23 protein-coding genes are annotated in these 19,472 nt (G+C 41.2%); 5 read left to right on the top strand and 18 right to left on the bottom strand.

Annotated elements, in window-relative coordinates:
- Positions 1-65: 65 nt before the first annotated feature.
- Positions 66-1,127: a PepSY-associated TM helix domain-containing protein gene (locus AACZ87_RS16925; RefSeq protein ID WP_192085382.1), complete on the top strand. Its 1,062-nt coding sequence runs from the start codon at positions 66-68 to the stop codon at positions 1,125-1,127.
- Positions 1,128-1,522: 395 nt separating this feature from the next.
- Here the strand turns inward: AACZ87_RS16925 and AACZ87_RS16930 are convergent, their stop codons facing one another.
- The 16 genes from AACZ87_RS16930 to AACZ87_RS17005 form a co-directional block, all read right to left on the bottom strand.
- Complete coding sequence (locus AACZ87_RS16930; RefSeq protein ID WP_192085381.1) at positions 1,523-1,816, bottom strand: hypothetical protein; 294 nt, start codon at positions 1,814-1,816, stop codon at positions 1,523-1,525.
- A 12-nt stretch (positions 1,817-1,828) separates the two neighbouring features.
- Positions 1,829-2,086 carry a helix-turn-helix domain-containing protein gene (locus AACZ87_RS16935; RefSeq protein WP_192085380.1) on the bottom strand — a complete coding sequence of 86 codons (258 nt, stop codon included), beginning with the start codon at positions 2,084-2,086 and terminating at the stop codon, positions 1,829-1,831.
- 41 nt (positions 2,087-2,127) lie between these two features.
- Positions 2,128-2,412, bottom strand: coding sequence for a hypothetical protein (locus tag AACZ87_RS16940; RefSeq protein WP_192085379.1), 285 nt, complete (start codon positions 2,410-2,412; stop codon positions 2,128-2,130).
- A 111-nt stretch (positions 2,413-2,523) separates the two neighbouring features.
- Positions 2,524-3,303 (bottom strand): hypothetical protein, encoded by a 780-nt coding sequence (locus tag AACZ87_RS16945; RefSeq protein WP_192085378.1) that lies wholly within the window; start codon positions 3,301-3,303, stop codon positions 2,524-2,526.
- A 65-nt stretch (positions 3,304-3,368) separates the two neighbouring features.
- Positions 3,369-4,226 (bottom strand): conjugative transposon protein TraN, encoded by an 858-nt coding sequence (traN, locus tag AACZ87_RS16950; protein ID WP_192085377.1) that lies wholly within the window; start codon positions 4,224-4,226, stop codon positions 3,369-3,371.
- Between the two features lie 10 nt (positions 4,227-4,236).
- Positions 4,237-5,544 carry a conjugative transposon protein TraM gene (gene traM, locus AACZ87_RS16955; protein ID WP_192085376.1) on the bottom strand — a complete coding sequence of 436 codons (1,308 nt, stop codon included), beginning with the start codon at positions 5,542-5,544 and terminating at the stop codon, positions 4,237-4,239.
- A complete protein-coding gene (locus AACZ87_RS16960; RefSeq protein ID WP_192085375.1) occupies positions 5,541-5,864 on the bottom strand; it encodes a hypothetical protein in 324 nt (107 codons plus the stop codon). The genes traM and AACZ87_RS16960 overlap by 4 nt, the downstream gene beginning before the upstream one ends.
- A gap of 2 nt (positions 5,865-5,866) precedes the next feature.
- The gene (gene traK / locus AACZ87_RS16965; protein ID WP_192085374.1) at positions 5,867-6,484 is read right to left on the bottom strand and encodes a conjugative transposon protein TraK; all 618 of its coding nucleotides are present in this window, start codon (positions 6,482-6,484) and stop codon (positions 5,867-5,869) included.
- Between the two features lie 11 nt (positions 6,485-6,495).
- Entirely contained in the window at positions 6,496-7,719 is a 1,224-nt protein-coding gene (gene traJ / locus AACZ87_RS16970) for a conjugative transposon protein TraJ (RefSeq protein WP_192085373.1), read from the bottom strand.
- A gap of 26 nt (positions 7,720-7,745) precedes the next feature.
- Positions 7,746-8,372: a TerB family tellurite resistance protein gene (locus AACZ87_RS16975; RefSeq protein ID WP_192085372.1), complete on the bottom strand. Its 627-nt coding sequence runs from the start codon at positions 8,370-8,372 to the stop codon at positions 7,746-7,748.
- Between the two features lie 11 nt (positions 8,373-8,383).
- Positions 8,384-9,031 carry a hypothetical protein gene (locus AACZ87_RS16980; RefSeq protein WP_192085371.1) on the bottom strand — a complete coding sequence of 216 codons (648 nt, stop codon included), beginning with the start codon at positions 9,029-9,031 and terminating at the stop codon, positions 8,384-8,386.
- Between the two features lie 12 nt (positions 9,032-9,043).
- Positions 9,044-9,748, bottom strand: a complete 705-nt coding sequence (locus AACZ87_RS16985) for a conjugal transfer protein TraI (RefSeq protein WP_192085370.1) — start codon at positions 9,746-9,748, stop codon at positions 9,044-9,046.
- Between the two features lie 10 nt (positions 9,749-9,758).
- Positions 9,759-12,221, bottom strand: a complete 2,463-nt coding sequence (locus tag AACZ87_RS16990) for a TraG family conjugative transposon ATPase (RefSeq protein WP_339868928.1) — start codon at positions 12,219-12,221, stop codon at positions 9,759-9,761.
- A 62-nt stretch (positions 12,222-12,283) separates the two neighbouring features.
- Positions 12,284-12,610, bottom strand: coding sequence for a DUF4133 domain-containing protein (locus AACZ87_RS16995; RefSeq protein ID WP_192085368.1), 327 nt, complete (start codon positions 12,608-12,610; stop codon positions 12,284-12,286).
- A gap of 17 nt (positions 12,611-12,627) precedes the next feature.
- Positions 12,628-12,957 carry a DUF4134 domain-containing protein gene (locus AACZ87_RS17000; protein ID WP_111612336.1) on the bottom strand — a complete coding sequence of 110 codons (330 nt, stop codon included), beginning with the start codon at positions 12,955-12,957 and terminating at the stop codon, positions 12,628-12,630.
- A gap of 64 nt (positions 12,958-13,021) precedes the next feature.
- Entirely contained in the window at positions 13,022-13,468 is a 447-nt protein-coding gene (locus AACZ87_RS17005) for a hypothetical protein (RefSeq protein WP_192085367.1), read from the bottom strand.
- A 404-nt stretch (positions 13,469-13,872) separates the two neighbouring features.
- Here AACZ87_RS17005 and AACZ87_RS17010 point away from each other — a divergent pair, with 404 nt between their 5' ends.
- The 3 genes from AACZ87_RS17010 (at position 13,873) to AACZ87_RS17020 (ending at position 17,738) form a co-directional block, all read left to right on the top strand.
- A complete protein-coding gene (locus tag AACZ87_RS17010; RefSeq protein ID WP_192085366.1) occupies positions 13,873-14,343 on the top strand; it encodes a JAB domain-containing protein in 471 nt (156 codons plus the stop codon).
- Positions 14,344-14,756: 413 nt separating this feature from the next.
- The gene (locus AACZ87_RS17015; protein WP_192085365.1) at positions 14,757-15,740 is read left to right on the top strand and encodes a zincin-like metallopeptidase domain-containing protein; all 984 of its coding nucleotides are present in this window, start codon (positions 14,757-14,759) and stop codon (positions 15,738-15,740) included.
- A 519-nt stretch (positions 15,741-16,259) separates the two neighbouring features.
- On the top strand, positions 16,260-17,738 hold the full coding sequence (locus tag AACZ87_RS17020; RefSeq protein WP_192085364.1) for a Fic family protein: 1,479 nt from the start codon (positions 16,260-16,262) through the stop codon (positions 17,736-17,738).
- Positions 17,739-17,881: 143 nt separating this feature from the next.
- Here AACZ87_RS17020 and AACZ87_RS17025 read toward each other — a convergent pair whose 3' ends face one another.
- Both AACZ87_RS17025 and AACZ87_RS17030 read right to left on the bottom strand, forming a co-directional pair.
- On the bottom strand, positions 17,882-18,181 hold the full coding sequence (locus tag AACZ87_RS17025; protein WP_192085363.1) for a DUF3892 domain-containing protein: 300 nt from the start codon (positions 18,179-18,181) through the stop codon (positions 17,882-17,884).
- A 118-nt stretch (positions 18,182-18,299) separates the two neighbouring features.
- On the bottom strand, positions 18,300-18,548 hold the full coding sequence (locus AACZ87_RS17030) for a hypothetical protein (RefSeq protein ID WP_192085362.1): 249 nt from the start codon (positions 18,546-18,548) through the stop codon (positions 18,300-18,302).
- Positions 18,549-18,854: 306 nt separating this feature from the next.
- Here AACZ87_RS17030 and AACZ87_RS17035 point away from each other — a divergent pair, with 306 nt between their 5' ends.
- Positions 18,855-19,298, top strand: a complete 444-nt coding sequence (locus tag AACZ87_RS17035) for a hypothetical protein (protein ID WP_192085361.1) — start codon at positions 18,855-18,857, stop codon at positions 19,296-19,298.
- Positions 19,299-19,472: the final 174 nt, after the last annotated feature.

Below are 19,472 nucleotides of genomic sequence, written 5' to 3' on the forward strand. Positions count from 1 at the left end.
AACAAGTATGTTTTAATTCAACCCAGAGCCTATTAAGCTTTGGGTTTTGTTATTAAGAAATCAGATTGACACGCTTCCAGAAATTCAATAGAAAACTCCATCTCTGGTTAGGAATAACTTGCGGATTGATTGCATCATTCTCGGGTTTAACAGGTTCCATGTATGTATGGCAGCCCGAAATTTCCGCATTTTTAAATTCTGATTTATTGGAAATCCAGCAAAAGGAGGAATTTGATGAGAGTTGGCTGTTAAATACGGTGAAGTCCCTGATTGAAGAAAGGGGAGGGGAAATCAGTCAAATCCATTTGCCTTATAGAGAGCAGCAAACTATTTCAATCGATTTTAAAGATGGAAAAACGGAGTATTTTCATCCTTATTCGGGTACGTATCTTGGTGAAAAATCGAATTCAATTAAATTTTTCGAAAAATTATTGATTTACCACAGGACCTTGGGAATAGCCGATTATGGTAAATATATCATCGGTACCAGCGCCTTGATTTTTGTTTTCCTCCTTTTAATGTCTGGATTGAAAATTTGGTGGGATATCTATGGAAAAAAGGTGTCAAGTGGATTTAAGCTGAAATGGAATTCGCCAAAAAGACTTTTTAATTATGATTTGCATAAAGTCCTGGGAATTTTCTTCTTCCTTCCATTAGGATTTATGGCTTTCTCAGGTGCATATTTTACCTACAATTCTTCTTACAAAGAAGTCATGCAGGTTTTTGATTTGCCTGAAAAAGTAAATCAAATGTACGTAGATCATAGCATACCGTCTTATCGTTCATTTGGTGAATACTTAACTCATTATGATGAAACTTACTTCATTCGAGCCATATATTTTCCTGTGGATGGGAATGGGAAATATAAAATAAGATTGATAGAGCGTCGGGAAATTCAAACAGGACTAAGAAAAACCAAGGAAATAGAGTTGCATCAAGATGGAAGCGTCTTTACACTATCAGATTTTCCTAATGATCCCTTAAGCTTACAAACGGCCGGTCAATTCTATCCCATCCATATTGGTGAAATAGGAGGGAAAGTTGGTCGTTTTTTAGTGTTTATATCAGGATTTATCCCTTTAGTTTTGCTGGTTTCTGGTTGGGAAATTCATAAGTTAAAAAAATAGAGGATGGATATTTTCACTTAAAAAAGGATAGAAGTTTGTTTACCCAAATAACATGTTCCTCTAATATAGATTCAAACTTGCGATCAAATAACCCTTTTGTCATAATTCAATTTGCCTCTATGTCTCTGAAGTTTATACTGAATAATTTGATTCCAGCGAAAAGGTGAAATTTCAATTTGTTAAATAAATTTGAAACTGTACCCATGGAAATAAATAAGCTGTTGAAAGAATTTCCACAAAAAACAGTGTCTTAATTATTAAAGAATATTAGATTTTTTATCTAGTAAGTAATCCGCTCAACCTAAACTTTGTTCCTACGGAGATGGATTAATTTTTTTATAAAATGTAGTTTCGAAAGGAAGGTTAGTGTCTCTTGGAGTTTTGGATAATGTTTTTTAGTTTTCCTTTATGCACTTCAATTTCACCCCACTTCCCAATTTCGGATGATAAGAAGGATTATATTCTACTAACCCTCGATCTTTTAATTCGGAGATACATTTATGATAGGTAACAATACTTTTTACTCCAGATAGTTTCATGATTTTGCGTCTGGAGATCTGAAAAGGATTGCAGCGTTTCTGCTCTTTCCAGAGTTGTAGCATGGCTAAAAAAACGGATACCCGCGTTGGTTTGATATCCCTTTCTTTTACGATTCTATCCACGTAATATTCCATTTGGAGAACTTTCATAACTGGTTACTTTTATTGTTTGAATAAAGATTTCAACTCTTCGGATTTGTAGTAATAGAGGCCTGAGATTTTAACAGGATGCAATAGTCCCCGAATCCGTAAATTCTGTAAGGCTGCATCGGAAATACTCAGCATTTTTTTTACATCCCGGCTTCTTAGCCATTCCTTTTCGTTTGGTTTATTCTCAGTTGGTTTTTCCAGTAATTTTTTGAGATCTGCAAATAGCTGAAATCGTAAGGTTTCCAAATCTTCTTTAGTGATGGTTTCCATGGTCTTGGAATTGAAATTGAATTGACTTAGGCTTGGTTACTTTAAGGTTCTTTAGCTAATGCGACCCGACTTTGACTCATACGGTTGAACGTTGGCAGGTAGCATATGTAGCCATACTCATGGAGTTGCCGGATGATTTTGAAGTAGGTGGCTGTGCTGGATATCTTAGCAGCTTTCATCAGCTCTTCCCGTTTTATTGGAAAGGGTTCAGTACCTCCATATTCTTCACGTGCATGAAGCAGCACGGAGAAAACCCCGATATGGGAAAGGCATATTCTGGGATCTTTCTCAATCCCTGCCATAAATTCCTCCAATGCTTCTTTCATCTGTACATGCTTTTTTTTAAATGGTCAGATGGAATCTTGCAAGCTAAGTAATACTTCTAATGTATTGCGTTCTCTGTCATGCTTGATTTCATCTGCTCCATTTTGGGTGAATTAACCTGCTACTCCTGCACTTTTCCTTTTTCGTGTCTTCTTCTTGGGACTCTCATCCGATTCTTCATTGACTTCCTGTTTTTGGGATTTGCTCTGTGATTCACTTTTGCCTTCCCGCTGAGTTTCTGTGGTGCGTACCTGATTAGCATCGTAGGTATTCACATTTTTGAACTGTGGGTTTGCTTCTACAAAGCGCTTTTGTTCGCCTTCACTGCCAGTAAAAGTCACCGATTGTCGGTTTCCCTTTTTTAAGGAATCCATCAGCTTGCTTTGGTCTTCAGGATTACCAAGTTCTTTTATCGGGTGCTTTTCCAATGCCTTTTGCAGATCAAAGCCGTAATTCTCATGGAACTGCTTTAGTTTAAAGTTTCCTTGATTATCCGTTTCCTTAAAGTCCAGTTGGACCCAGGCATTATACTTTTCCTGTTCCTTGTTTACCAGATCTTTGTTTACTGCACGTCCGTCCAACAGATTGTATCCTTCCTTCAATGTGATGTTGTTGTCCTTGCCGATGTAAAAGGTCTGATTGATCGCCGGTTCATCCTGTCCGGATTTGGTCAGACTCAGATCGTACTTGTTAAAGAAATACATATCAGTCATTTCTGACTTTCGAAAATGCAGGTTTGAATTGACGGTATCCCCTCCAAAATTTGCTTGATGATTTAGCGTGAAATTGGATTCTCCCTTGCTGATCTTTTCTTTTAATTGAGGCTCCAAAGCTTCGCCGAATCCGGTGTACTTAACCTGGTTTTTGAGGTAATCGAAATTTTGCTCGTTCATGATCTATGTTGTTTGTGGTTAACTGATAAAGATTTATTGATTGGTTTTTCTGTAGGTAAGGAATCTTACTCTACCACAGCTGCATGGATAATGTGGTTGTTTTTGACTTTTATTTTCAAATGTCTTCCGCCTTGTTGTTCCATTAATTCAATTCCTAAATGCTTTTGGTCTGGAATGGTAAACTTGGGAAGTGCGACTACTATAGTCTGGGTTGATTGGGCAGGAATTTGTGCTGTATTGCCAAGAATCTGAATGGGGATTTGCTCCAGTTCCTGTACTGCTGTTCGTTTGTCTTTTCTGTTGTCCCGGATAAAAAAGCGGAACTGTTCCACATCGTAGGTAATATTTGTTTGGTTCTCCAGCCTGATCTGAAAATAGAGTAGGTCTTCTTCGATGTAGATACCGGTCAGACTTAGCCCGGTCATGTATTTACGTTGTCTGATCGGCTTAATTTGCCTGTTTTTTACAGCTACTTTTTGAGCTGTTTCTAAAACGGCCACTTCATTGGATGTTCCCTTTGGGAACTCAGCTGCAGGTTTTTTGGAACCTGGAATTACAGTCAAATTGAGCTGTTGGGGATTTGCTGAATAACTTACTTTAAATGAGTAAAACTTACCGTCTGATGTGATCACAGTTAGGTTGCTATTGTTCATTTCGCTTGTTTCAGCTTTCACCTGAAGGACGTTTTCAACGGTATTTGCACGTTGAACCATGATTTCTCGATTTCCTCGGTCCACACTTTTGATGGCCTGCGGGAAAATCAGGTTGGTAGTGAGCTGCTCGCTGATCTGTAAGGAAACAGAAGGGATTGCTTGCGTAGTAAAGGATGAATTTGATTGGGCTTGTACACTACGGCCAACCAGAGAAGTTATTCCCACAAGCATTAGTGTGACTGTCCATTTTGTAAGTTGATTGCTGTTCATAGCATTGGATTTAGAAGTTAGCGTTGGTTTTTTCATCACTGAGCCAGATCTGATAACCTGCTTTTAGCGTAAACTGAATCAGTTTGGTCTTTTTGCTTAAGAAGGTTTTTGCCGTTTCGATTCCCGCACTTGCAGCCTGAGCTTCCAGTGAGGTATCGAATGTGCTGATCCCAAATCCCTGAATTGCCCGATCACTAGCTTGTGCAGTCACTTCTCTTGATAGTGATCCTGGGATGTAAATTCCTTCCATTCCATCTGCATCATGAACAGTCAAAGCCACGGGTAGGATCTGGTCATGTACCCGAATGTGCTGGATTTCAATTTTTAGACGTTCACCGTTGAGTGAAGCGGTGCCATATACCAGTTGATCTTTGGGAATAGTTAGCCCATTGATACTTGCTGCCTCAGTCAACCGAAGTTTCACTGTAGCTCCTGATGTCAGTGTTTGTGTTTCATGGATTACAGCTTTAATGGAGTTTGCCTGCTCATTTATATCGTCTGGACTTTCTAAGCCAAAGAAGCCATTTCTCTCTGCCGTAACTATTTCTCCTGCAGTAGCTGCCTCAGTAGGGTCTAAACTGGAAATATGTTGAGTATTAGAAATTGGGTTTACACTAAATACCTGGTTTTGCTGCTGGATCTGGTTGGAGCGTATTCTGGCTTGTACACGTTCAGGATGCTGTATGTCCAGAATCTGTTCGAGTAACTGGCTCATTTGCTGCATTTCAGGATCTGTGCTTGCATTTCCTGCCTGCATCTGCTGCATCATGTGATCTAGCCGATCTAAGTCTGCGCTTAGTGTTGGATCACCGGCAGTTTGAGTGAGTTGGTTTGTCTCAACTTTTTTATCGTGGACTTTAGCAATCGGCTTTTCCATAAGCGTTTGGTTGAGTGCTTCCAGTTTTTCCATAATCAACCGTTCATTCGGGTCCTGAAATTCAGCCATAGGAACACTTCCCAACCTGCCATTTTCCAAGGATTGGGAATCAGTTAGTTGATCCTCAATACCGGTGCTTTTTTCCGGTTTATAAGCCATGCGATAGTACGGGTCATTCTTTACTGCCTGTAGAAATCTAGCAGAGTCTGTTTGGGACTTTTTATAATGCCCTAGCTTGTCAAGTACTTGGGTTTTATTATCTGCAATACCTGGCAGCTCCATGTTGATTCCACTTTGCTGGCTTTGCATAGGATCAGTTGCTATCCCGTTTCCACCGCCGAGAGCCCAGAATGTAAAAGTCAAAAAGGGTACTGTGAGCAGGGGTAGCATTAGAAGAAATTTTCGTTTCTGCTGTTGTTTTTGGGTTGTTGTGTTAGTCATGGTTTATATTGTTTTGAAGTGTTAGGGTTTGAAGTGAGACTGTCGGGATCGGAATTTGAATTTCCCAAATCAGGAAAGTAGGGGAGGTTGGTTGTTGGTAATGGTTCTGTTGGAGGAGAAAAGGAGGAGCTTTTAAAAACAAGCAGGTAGGCACATCCACTTAATGAAATGAGGAGAAAGAGAATTAAGTATAGGTATTTAGCTCTTTGACTGAGTTTCTCAGTTCTGTGGTGGAGCAGTTCCGCGAATTTTTGGGCTTGGAGTTGCCCAAATTCTTGGACTGCTTCGATGGGATTGGGATGTGTTTGAGGGGTATTCATGCTTAGCGGTTTTGAATATGTGTATCTGTATTTTCCAATGTCTTCCAGCCTTCGATCAGGAAACCATGAGGATTATTATCACTGCGGGACACCTCGCGCAGGTAACCTTCAGTTACTAGTTTTCGGGTAACGATGGAGCCTGTCCGGGTCAACTGCTGGGTACCATAATACCGGAAGTAAGACGGGGTTTGCTGCAGATCAATGGATACACTGTCCATGTTGATTTCCTGACTGATATTCCCTGCAATGATATTTGAGTAGTAATTGCTTTCCGTCAGGTTATCGTATTGACGTTTTGCAGAAGCATCTGCCAGATAGAGTGCTTTGGCTGTATTGGCGATGATGACTTTTTCATCAGGATCGAGTGTGAAGAAATACCGATGAAAGGCGGATATATGATCTTTTGCCTCGACTAGAATATTATCCCTGCGGTCTGTTGCAAAAGCTTCCAAAGCCTTTCCATTGGCCAGGATGTAGACTTTTTGCTGAAGCGATGCGGTCAATTGCTGACTCTTGTAGAGGGTGAAACCTGAAAAGAGGAGACAAGCGAGGATTATCGTAAGTGTGAATAACCGGATTTGTCGAAAGGCGGTGTCTATGTTTTTTGGTTTGCTGAACATGGGTAGTAAGATTAAGAGTTGCCTTTAAGTTTGCTGGATTGAAAATCACTGCCATCCTTGAAATAACCGGCAGCCGTACCACGTGAAGCCATGGACTGGTTCATGCTTCCTGCCTTATCCCCATAGGAATCAGCAGACATACTTGATCCTCGTGTTGTAGCTATTTTGGCGGCGGAGCTGGCCATGGAAACAGTGCTGAATGCAGCTTGAGTGAAAAAGCTGGATGCTTTATGCGGAAGTGCTCCACCTGAAGCAGCATGGACAATGTAGTTGGCTACTGAGGGTACTGAGAAATAGCCTATGATACCGATCACCAAAAAGATCAGGTATCCTGTATCTGTGGCAGAGAAGAAGGTGTCCCCGGTGCTTTCGATTTGTCCTATGTCCAGCACGAGCATTTTTTCCTGTACGGTGCTGATGATGGCACCGAAGATATTGGCCACGGGTAGCCAGAGGTAGATATTAATATAGCGGGCAAGCCAGACCGTAAGAGTATGCTGGAATCCATCATAGACAGATAGACCGAAAACCAAGGGACCCAGAATGGATAGAACAACCATCTGAAAGGTTCTCAGGGTATTGATGCAAAGCGCGGCAGCTTCAAATAGCAATTGCAATATTTCAGCAAGGGCTTGTTTGATCCAATGTTTAAAATTGAAGCTCCATTTTGCATTTGAGAAAAGTTCGTTGTTCCATAAAGATTCTAAAAAACCTTCCTCCGGAGCAGTAGCTTCCTCAGGCAAACCCTGAGTGTATTTCAACCATTTTTCATAATCCCCCTCCCTGTAATTACTTCGGTACATTTGGCCTTTAATAGTCCCTTTAACGACTTCTTCTTTATGCTTCAGAAGGTTTTCAATAGCTTGGTTGGAATTGTCCATCATCGAGGCTGTAGCGTTGACAGTTGGATTCATCACTCCATTGATCAGGGAAAGAACAGATGGGAATAGCAGGATACAAAAGCCGATGGCAAATGGCCGGAACAAGGGATAGAAGTCTATGGGCTCAGCATTTGCTATGGATCGCCAGACTCTGGAGGCGATATACCATAAAGCTCCAAAGGCAGCAATTCCCTGAGCCACGCTGATCAATTGACTGCATAATGGCATCATCTCAGAGTAAAGGTCTTCCAACACGCCATGGAGTCCTCTATCATAGCCCACCTGGGCCTGAGTAGTCAGTGGTAGAAGGATGGAGAATAAAATGATAGCTATGGATTTAGGAATTACTTTCATGGCGATGGTTGAGCTTAGTTCCCTATTTATTGATAGAGGTTTTTGATTCCATTTACTTCCTGATTTGCCTTGATTCGGCTAATTGCCAGAACCTGGTTCTCCTGATTGAATGCAATTAGAAAAATCAGCTGGTCTTGCATGTGGGTATGGATCTGATCAATGGCTGCCAAGCGTTCCTCATCTGACATCCTAAGTCTATTTGCAGTTAAGACTAAGGTTAGTTCGTCGAGCTGTTGCAGACTTTTTTTGAAGAGATTGTTATACACTGAAGAGAGGTAAGAAATTTCCCTGCTCGTGAACTGACCGGAGTTTTTAAGTTTCGTAAAGGCCGATTTGTAATCCTTCACCAACTTGATTTGAAAACTGATAATTTCTGCGACTTTGTAATAGTTTTTTACCGTTGGATTTACTTGTAGCAAGCCATCCAGGAAGGCTTCATGGATTGTGAAATTTCCTGACGCGATATTTGAAATCTGTGAATAGCCGGAGTTCAGTGTGTTGTATCCTTTTTCCAGATCGCTGAGTATTTGCTTGAGCTGGCTCAGTTTGGTGACATTCAATAGTAACTGAGCAATTTCGTCTGCCTGTGCAGATGCTGGCTGAATGTTTATCGTGAAAATGAGCGGGAAAAGCAGTATCAGTAATTTTTTCATGGTTGAGTAGGTTAGAGTTGATCATGGGTATGAAAGTTTCTTGCTTGGCTAATCCCGTTTAGTTCCTGCTCTCTAAGGCTGGATAATTGAATGGCTTCCTGTCCAAACCGCATTGTATAGGAATAGATGCTTTGCATGTGCAAGAGGAGTTGTTCCAGTCTGATGATGCGCTCTGAATCAGACAGGCTGAGTTCGCTGTTTTGCAAAAGGGCTTGTAGCTCAGTGAGCAGTTGCCCAATTTCTTTTTGAATGTTTAAAAAGACTTGGCTGACCACATTTTCTTCGGAAGCATTGAGCTGATTGAGTGAGCTAAGTTGCTTTTGGTATTGTCTTGATACCTGTTGAATAGTTGAAGCCAACTCTATTATTTGCCGGGTGTCTGGATGGTTTTTTACTTTAGAATTTACCTTCTCAAAAGACTGGAAATGATCCTTATGCTGATCAAAGTCTCCATTTGTAATGTTACTGACCAAGCTGAGCCCTCGTTGGCTAACCTCATAACCTTTTTTAAGGACAGTACGGTAGGATTGTAATGCAAAGATCTGCTCGGCCAGATACTTCTTTTTGGTCTGCTTTTGTTGAAACCATTCCTGGAAGTTCTGTGCTGATACTGGCAAGGCCGTAGCGATGAGGAAAAGGAAAATAAGTAGCTTTTTCATAGGTATAGGGTGTTAGGGTTGGATCCCGTAGAGTAGCTGTATGTGTGAAATCTCTGTGTTGCTTCTCGCCCGTTGTAAACTCAGCTGTCCGTTGCTGCGGTTAAATGAGAGCAAGTCCTGGTAGTTTTGGTCTACCTTTAGAGCAGTTTCATTCAGTAGGGTCAGTCTTTCTCCATCACTCATTTGAAGGGTAAATGCTTTGATAAGAATTGACAGTTGATCCAGGTTTTCTACCGTATCTCCCAGAATTCCGGCATACACCTGCCCCATGTACTCTTTTTCCTGGATGGTGAAATGATCATCCTGCTGGATTACTGCCCAGACTTTTTTGTATTCAGTGACAATCAGTGTTTGTTTTTGGGCGATGTCACGCACCCGATGGTAGCTGGAAATCGCTGATTTGACCTGTTGGAGCTCGTCGAAATATTTTTCGTAGAGTTCGCGTTGCTTTTCTGTCCAGCTGGAGATCTCATCCAACTTGAGTTTGGACATGGTGTTTTCCAATACTTTTTGGGCATTCTGTAGCCAGATCACTTTATTTTGCTGCCTCTGGATTTGAAGATCTACTGCAACGATGACTTTCTTGACAGCAGCCTTAATGATCTCCACAATAGGAATTGTTGCTGCCGCCTGAGTCCGGGTTGGCGGAAGGATAAATGCTACACAAAGTACCGTGAGCAGGACTGTAAGGCGGATGTTTTTATGGGAGCTAATCATGGCTGTGTTTTTAGTGTTGGACTTGTTCTACTGTAAGTGCTGCTATTCCTTTTTGTATGGAGCCGTATCGATGGGCATAATCCATCACCTTGATTTTCTCGGTTTCTTCAGTCGTATAGGCGAGGTACTCTTCTTTGGATACCTCGGTACGATACACTTTGGAGAGCATTCCTCCCAGACTGATGAATACCTCCTTGTAGATGCGATTGGGATCATTGGCCTTGTTGACTGAAAGTACCATTGCCCGTTCCTTGTCAGTTAAGCCCAAGAGTTCTTGGATCTGATCAAATTTGTTCTGGTACTTGGATTGGTCCAGTAGGATCTTGCAATCACTGTTGTTGATGATGGCCTGCTTAACCACAGGGGAGCTGATGATATCCTCGACTTCCTGGGTGACTACAATGGCTTCCCCGAAGAACTTTCGGACTGTTTTAAATAAGTATTTGATGTATTCAGCCATGCCTTCCTTGGCAATGGCTTTCCAGGCTTCCTCAATGAGAATCAGTTTGCGGATGCCTTTGAGCTTGCGCATTTTGTTGATGAAGACTTCCATGATGATGATGGTCACCACTGGGAATAGGATAGGATGGTCTTTGATATTGTCCAGTTCAAAGACAATGAATCGCTCCTGAAGCAAGTCCAGGTTCTCAGTGGCATTTAAGAGGTAATCGAATTCTCCCCCTCTGTAATAGGGGCGAAGCACATAAAGGAAATTGCTGATGTCAAAATCCTTCTCCTTGACTTTATCGATTTGAAGAAGAGGCAGAAAGTCTGACTTCACGTACTCGTAAAAGCTGTTGAAACTCGCAAATAGGGATGAATCTGAAGCCAATTTTTCATAATATCCTTTTAAGGCATTGGATAGCGCTACATACTCGCTACGCGTGAAGGTTTCGTTGTCTTTTTTCCAGAGTGCAAGCAGCAACGTCTTGATGCTTTCTTTTTTTTCGGTATCCAGCTGGTCACCTTCAGCAATGTAAAAGGGATTGAATTGGATCGGGTTTTTCTCATCATAAGTGAAGTAATAACCTCCGACCAGATCACAGAGTCCTTTGTAGGAATGCCCCACATCCACAAGGACTACATGCGTTCCCTGCTCGTAATAACTGCGGATCATGTGATTGGTGAAAAATGATTTGCCGCTACCACTTGGACCAAGGATGAATTTGTTTCTGTTGGTGCAGATGCCTCTTTTCACAGGTTCATCGGATAGATCCACATGAACTGGTTTTTCAGTGAGCCGGTCTCCCAAGCGAATTCCAAATGGACTGAGCGAGTTGCGATAGCCAGTTTCCAGATTTAGGAAACAACTGGCTTGCTCCACAAAGGTGTCAAAGCTATCATTCATCGGAAAGTCGGCACTGTTGCCAGGAATTCCTGCCCAGAAGATCTGGGCAGCTCCGACGGTTTCTTCCCTTGCAGTAGCCTCCATCTGGGAGAGGGCAGCGCCAACCTGCTTTTTGATTTCAGGGATCTGTAGCGGGTCTTCTGTCCAGGTTAGGATATTAAAGTGGGCTTTAACTGGTAGCCTTTGTTCACTGATCGCCTCATTCAAATAGTCATTGGTCGCATCCCTTGCAATGGCATTTTCCCTGCTGTAATTGGCAAGTGACTGGAGACGGAGCCGTTTGGATTCCAGTCTTTTTAGCGTTTGCTGTACATCTTCAATAAAGATGTACTGGTTGTAGATGTGGTTGCAGGGTAGGAGTTGCCCCAGCGCTGAGGCAAAGCCTACGCTGAATTTGGTAGTGTCCGTACTGTATTTGTCGTAGTTGATTCTGCTTCCGCAAAGAGAAGGCAAATCACTGGCATCGGAAAGGGTGAATAAACGGCAGTGCTTGTTACCAATGCTTAGGCTTTGTTTGAAGTTAATGTCTGAAAGCCAGGTTGGTTCCTTGGATTCCGAGAGACTACAGTATTTTTCCAGTATTCCCTTTTGGGTTCGAGTGCTGTAAATGTCGAGTTCTTTTAGTCGCTTTATATGCACAAATCCACTGTCGGTCAGGATGCGTTCGAACTGTCCGCAGGTATCCAGAAAGTTGGGAATGGTGCCAGCAAGAATCAATTCCTCAGGTACAATATGGGAGCGGAGTAGGGTGGAAAACAGGCTGCTTGAAACCTTCCTGTTTTTAGGACTTAGCGTTAAGTATAGGTAACAGCAATGATCTAAATAGGGACGTTCGTGAAAGAAACGCTCACTACTTCTATGCAGAAAGCTTTCTTCGGATTCCGTGAAATTAGCTTGATGGCGGCTGTCTATAAACCAATCCTGTTTGTGTAGAATACTGTGCTTGGGAAGTGATTTGATAGCCTTGATCCACACCTGATGAAAGGCTTCGTATTCCTGATTACTTAAGGTAAAGATCTCTGGAAGTTCTGCCTGGAAAGCTACCGTGATATCCCCTTGTTTGGAAAGGATACAGTCCTGCTCTATACTCAGGATAGGAGAATGGGTTTCAAGTGGTCTTTCCATGGATTGGTTTTATTTTCTCTTTGGGAATGAGGGTTTTTGTGGGTTTGACTAGCGTATATGGGCTATTTTTTAGTTTTGGGTTTCCGATAGATCCCTCTTGATTTAATGCGGATGGCATGTGGGATCTGACGGTGGGCAAGCTTTTTCATCATGCCGTATTCCCCATATTTATGGCTGAGTTGATAGACCTTGACGACTAAAACTGATCCTGAGATTGCGATAATGATCAGACAGATAAAAGGATTTACCCCAAGAATAAAGAGGATGGCGAAGCTGACAAGTAGTGCAAGCACACAGGCACCGAGATACCAGATGTACTGGGCTTTTAATCCTTTGAATTCGATGGACTTATTGATGCCTTTATTGATTTTATAGATGCTAGTTCCCATGGGTGTGTAAGTTTTGATTATACCCCGAAGAAGGATTTGATGACTGTGGCGACTACCACGAGAAACACGCAGCTTCCAAACCAGGCAGCGGCAACTTTTCCGGTGTCCGGGTCGCCTGCATTCCATTTTTGGTAAACTTTTACTGCGCCTATCAATCCCAGAATAGCGCCGATGGCATACATCAGACTTGTGCCTGCATCAAAGTAGCTTCGCACCTGTCGGTTGGCTTCGTTGATTCCTGCAAGACCATCCTGGGCTTTTGCAGTCAGTGTAGAAAAAACTAGCAGTAGGGCAGACAAGCCTGCTCTTGACTTGGATGAGGTAAGGAGTTGCTGGTTCTTTTTCATATTTGCTTTATTTAGTGGTTGTTGTGATGCTGTAAAGTTTTGGGAGGGTTATGCTTGATTGGGATTAAGGAGAATGAGCAGCCCAAGCTTCTTCGAGTTCTGTTTCGCTGAAGGAAATCCTGCACTGCTTTTCAGCGTTTTCTAAAATGAAATTGATAACGGCAACCCGGTAGGCGGGCTCCCGAAGCCCGGTGTGGTTTGACAGCATCTGGATCAGCTGCAATAGCAATGTTTCCTTGCTTGTCCTTTTTTGTCCCGCCTTCCCGAGGATGCCGCTTAATTCCGCAACTGTTGTTTCCAACTCTTCAAAATGATCAGTAGGCTTTCCATCAGTCCTCCTGTGGTCCTGCTCCTCTTCCTGTTGACGGTTCTGACTGATCTTATTTATCCTGCCGGAAAGCAGGCTGCGAAATTCTTTTGGGTAGTATGCTACCAGTATGGTTATATAGTAAGCCGCTATGCCTACTGCCAAGGTGCTGAAGTATGTGTTCCAGGTAATTGCTTCCAACATAGTGCGACTGTTTTAAGTCAGCGTCCTTGTTTTGTCTCGCTGACAGAAGCAAATGTGGGTATGATAAATCCCTGTTTTTTACACCGTTGTGGTAGCTACCAAAAAAAATGAAAGTATTTTTAGGTTGGGGAGTATGTATTTACTGACATCTTGCCTTAGTGGTATGCATATATATCTAGATGGTTATTTGGGATTTATTCTAGGGAATTTGATAGCAAAAAAAAATGAGAGTTTTGGCCCCTGAATTCCTCACCAAGTTAGTCCTCTGGGCTCTGGGCGACCGAAAGCTTCCGGCATAAAGCCGCTTGCTGCGCTGCGCTTTTTATTCCTTTGCCTTCCGGTCTTTGTCGCCCACGGCCTGATGAAGCTTCATAATTCATTGTTCCACAAAAACGAAAAAGATTATGAAGACCCAAGAAAGAAAAATTGATTTGTTTGAAGTAGCTGAGATCAAACTGAGCTACAGCGCAAAAGTAAAAGCTTCACTTCGTCCAAGAGTAGAAAGCTCAAGACAGGTGTATGAGGTTTTTGCCAAAGCCTGGGATCAGGACAGGATAGAGTTTGTTGAGGATTTTAAAGTGATGCTGCTGTCTAGGGCAAACAGGGTTCTTGGTATCGTAACTATCAGTTCTGGAGGAACAGCAGGAACTATTGTAGATGTAAAACTAGTCTATGCAGCTGCTATCAAATCAAATTCCAGTTCTGTTATCTTGGCTCATAATCATCCGAGCGGAAATCTACTTCCCTCAGAACAGGATAAAAGATTGACACAGCGAGTAAAAGAAGCTGGAAGAATCCTAGATATTCCGGTACTGGATCATGTAATCATGACTGCAGAAGGATATTATTCATTTGCCGATGAGGGGGAGCTTTAGGCTTCCTTTTTTATTTTTCTGAATTCAACTCCGTTTTTCATTTTCGATCAGTACGTATGTTTTTATTCAAAGTCATTTTTGCTTTTAGATACGATAAAAATGTGATTGTGATTTCAATAAGTTGACCTATTTCAAATCAGTAAGTCATATAGAGCAAGTTTTTCAAATGCAATTTTGAGGGTTCTTTAGTGTAATGGTTCTTTAGGGGTATTGTGTGAGCCTACAGTAAAACTTTAATTTTTTCTATTCCTTCTTCAGCCAATTTAGCCAGAACCGGTCACACGAGGCAAGAGACTTCGGCATAAATCCCATGCTTTCGCCCCTGCTGGTTTATTCCGATTCCTCTTGCACTTAGTGCCCGGCACAGGCTGGTGCAGCTTCATAAGTATTTGTCAAACCAAAACACAATAGCTATGAAGACTGAAGCAAAAAGATCAGTAAGTGAGACTCCTATAAGGAAGGGCCAGGAAGCCTATTCAAGTAAGGCTGTAATCTCAAGACAGGCAAAAGGATCATCGGATATCTATCAGAAGTTTACCGATCTGATTATCGAGAAACTGGAACAGGGAGTGATTCCCTGGAAGCAACCTTGGCATGAGATGGGATTGCCTTCCAATTACCTCACCAAGAAACCTTATAAAGGGATTAATCTCTGGCTGTTATTATCCTGTGGACATCAGTATCCGTATTACCTGACTTTCAAACAGGCCAATTCATTGGGAGGTAAAATAAAGAAGGGTGCAAAGGCTCTTCCCATCTGCTACTGGAACTTTGTCTTCAGGGACAAAAAGACAGGGAAGACGATTCCCGAGAGCAAACTGGACTTCTATGATCTTAAACAGGTGGGTAGATCCGGATTTCTCAGAGAATTCAAGGTCTTTCCTATAGAACAGATCGAAGGGATAGATTGGGAGTTTCCAGAGGCATCACCTAACACCCAGATACCGGTAAATGGGGCCTGCCAGAAAATTTATGCAGAAATGGTAAGACCTCCCGAGTTGATTCATCAAGGTTCCATGGCATATTACAGAACGGATCTTGATCAAATTACCATGCCGGAAAGGAAATTGTTTCCATCGAGCGAAGCCTATTTTGGAGTGCTTTACCATGAGCTTTGCCATGCGACAGGGCATTCTTCGAGACTTAATAGGACAGAGATCACAAAACCACATTCATTTTATGATTCCGGGTATGCAAGGGAAGAACTTTTGGCGGAAATGGGTGCAGGTTACCTAAATAACTACACAGGGATATTGGATGAAAATCTGCTGGAAAACTCAGCAGCGTATATCCAAAGCTGGTTAAAGGAACTTCGGAACGACAAACATCTACTAATAGACGCAGCCAGCAAAGCGCAGAAAGCAGTCGATTATATTCTCAATGAGTGTCCATTCTAGAGAAAGGGGAGCTATCCCCTTTTTTTGTCATGACTGGATACTGAAAAGGGTTTGGTCTATAAAAGATCCGTATTTAAAACTGAAGCTATTGAGCAGTTGGTGGATCTTTCGAAGGGTAAAAGATGAAAACATATGCTACCAATGGCCACGTGACTTACTGAATTGAAAAATTCAATGTGGCCAGGGAAGCAAGAGTTAGTGAAGAATTACCGGTGTTTGTCTTTTCAGTAGTTTACCGAAAGATGTTTTTTTAGATTGGTTGGAATTGTTTAGTGGTGGAAACTTATGATGGTTTTCTTAGGTAAGTACTTAGAAGTTCAAGCTGGGATGATCTATCTATATTGGAAAATATTCTCATTTTGAAGCTTTATAACTGAAAATATTTAACATTTTTAGTTAAAATCGCTCATGTATTGGAAAAAACTTGCAAGGATAATTTTCCTTATAATAGAAAATATTTGTCTGTTAGTTATTTATAATGGAAAATATTTATAAAATTGAGCTTCAACCTGATTTATAATGGAAAAAAACATCCCAATCCACTTACAGGAAATTATATATAGCTCCTCTGATCCAACCATCTCCAGATTTGTTTCAAAACTGGAAAAAGAAGGTAAAATCAGAAAAATTGCACCTAGATTATATTCAGCTAATTTCGAGGATAGTCCAGCAGCTATCATAAGAAGAAATCTGTTTTCTGTTCTTGGGAAATTATATCCAGGAGCAGTATTAAGCCATCGTTCTGCGCTGGAATTTAAGCCTACGAATGCAGGTCAGATATTTCTGACGTATAAATACACCAAGAAAATTGAATTGCCGGGCATAATGATCCACTTTTTGAAAGGTAACGGGCCAATAGAAGGAGACAACCCATTATCTGGGGAGTTGTATGCTTCCCAACGTGAACGGGTATTTTTGGAGAATCTACAGGTCTCAAGAAGACCGGGGCCTGATTCAAAAACGTTGACATTTCCTGAAATAGAAGATCGCCTGGAACAAATTATAAGGGTAAATGGAGAACAGGAGCTGAATAAAATAAGAGACCGGGCTAGGATCCTAGCGAAGGAATTAAATATGCAAACCGAGTTTGATAAACTAAACAAGATAATCAGTGCACTACTGACAACGCATCCGGCAACTATATTAAAATCTCCGGTAGCTGCCGCACGTGCATTTGGTAATCCCTATGATCCTGCCAGGATTAGTTTATTCGAAATGTTGTTTCAGGAATTGGTTCAACAGGAATTCAAATACAGGGAAGAGCAAAACCTCAGTAACAAGTCGTACAGGAATTTTGCGTTTTTTGAAAGTTATTTTTCTAATTACATCGAGGGTACCGTTTTCGAAGTTGCGGAAGCAAAGCAAATTATCCAGACCCAACAACCACTTTTAAAGAGAAATGAAGATTCGCATGACGTTTTGGGGACCTACAAGATTGTCTCAAATAAAAGCGAAATGAGTACTACTCCCAATTCACCTGAGGAATTACTTACCATATTGAGTTATAGACACCAGCTATTGTTATCAGCTAGGGCAGATAAGAATCCCGGAAGTTTTAAGCATATTAATAATTATGCCGGTCAAACTGAATTTGTTGATTCTTCACTTGTAAGGGGAACGCTGATCAAAAGTTTTGACTTTTACCAAGCACTCAAGCACCCATTTGCGAAGGCAGCCTATATTATGTTCGTTATCAGCGAAATTCATCCGTTTTTGGATGGAAACGGGCGTGTGGCCAGGGTAATGATGAATGCTGAGCTAACAAAAGCAATGCAATCCAAAATAATAATACCAACAGTATATAGGGAGGATTATTTGGGAGCCTTAAGAAAATTAACCAGACAAAATGATCCTAAGCCCTATATTCGAATGCTTTCCCGCACCCATGAATTTAGCGCCACGATTGTAAGCGAAGACATGGACAAAATGCAGGCACTGTTGGAACAAAGCAATGCCTTTTTGGAACATACAGAGGGAAAATTAAGAATTATTGGCTAAGTGCCCAGTAACTATTGATAGCTACATCCAATTGCACCTATTCGGATACTATTTGCGGCAATGCCTCTTTCTTATCCTGTACTCTGTATTACCTATGGTTAGGTAAGGAAATATGGAATCTGGCATTATTTCGGATTATCAGATTAAAGAATTTCCTCCCAATTGATTTCCGGTAGATCTTCCAGTATGTTGTGGAGGTAACCGTCTCCCTGGGCAAATAATATCGGAGGTGTGTTTTCGGTCTCTTTGATTCGCACCGGGATTTCATTGGTGTTTGCTAAAACAAACAACTCCCAACTTCCGGAACGTATCCCTTCGATAGCCTCTTTGGTGCTGATCGCCCATCGCTGACCAGTATTGTTAACTCCTCCGATCTTTAGGATAAGAATTGAATCTTTACTCTTGGAATCCTTTTGTATAAAATGGACGATTAATTTTCTCATGTGTTTGATCTATTCTCGTACAAATATGTCAAATAATATAGAGGAAGTATTAGTTCGTCTACCAAATGCTGATTTATTCTCTAGTCGGAGTGCAAACGGTTATATGATTTTTTTCGCTCTATTCCCTCACCGACTTTAGTTTTACTCCCTTTTCCAGAAGCATTTGTAGGAGAATAGAACCATCCTTTTCATTATCCTGCTCAATAAATCCTCGGATTGCTCTGGAAAGAGATGCAATTTCATGCGCCTTTTTAAGGCGATCAAAAGGGAATGGATCTGGATTTGTGCTTATAATCAAGCTTACTTTTATTTCCACACGCTTCTCTATCCCTTTTAATTCACTACATATTTCTGCCCAGTTGTACATGCGATTTTTGAAATGATTCTTATCGCAATATCGAATGACTTTGAGTTAATATTTTGGTTCTGCCTTGTTTTAAATTCTTTTTGAACCAAACTGTCTCAGTGGTTTTGAAAAATAAGGGAAGGGCTGTGTGTTCGCCATAATCTTCGAGGCAAGGCCTCTTTTATCTTGGCGGTTAATTTAAAAAGGTAATAAATTTCCCCGACCAAGTCATCCCGGAATTTGAGACTGAGTTTGTTGAATTAGTAAAGTGTTAACGGTCACTTCTCAAAAACTATCTTATATTTAAATGGTCATAGATAATTAGTAATGAGGAACTTAAATGGTTATTCTGATTGGGAGCATAGAAGAGACAGGGAAATCGCATTGATTGATTCAGAAACCAGGTCATTAAATGTGTGGTTTTTTAGGGTTTTCATCCTATTCCCTATTATTGTTCTAGTTTTAATTATTACAAATGAATTACTGGGTAATTCTTACAAAGCAAAAGGAACTGTAGTTGGATTTTCTTTTTCTGAGGGTGAATGGGTGGGACCGCCGTCAATGTTTTCTGATCATCCTAGTATGATGTCTTCATTTACCCATTATAGAGAAGATGCGTATAATGTGAGTGCATTAACGGAATCAGGTGAAGTCATATCGTTTTTATGTTTTTCATGTAAGGCATCCAGTTATAAAAGTGGTGATTCTGTTGATTTCATCATTTCCAAACCCTTAGTAGGCCGAGCAAAGTATTCAGAAGCGAAGAAGTAGCTTTCGGCTTATATTATACAGGATTTTTGAAGTAAATTAATTGTTTGCTCACTGTCCTGAAATATAAACTAGGATAGATCAATTCTTATAGGAGAAAAATGAAACTCACCAAAGAAACAGCTGGTGACCTGGATCTAGTGATCAAGGAGCTGATAGCAACTAATTCTAGAATAG

Origin of the sequence: uncultured Algoriphagus sp. (assembly GCF_963974365.1) — a bacterium.
GTDB lineage: Bacteria > Bacteroidota > Bacteroidia > Cytophagales > Cyclobacteriaceae > Algoriphagus.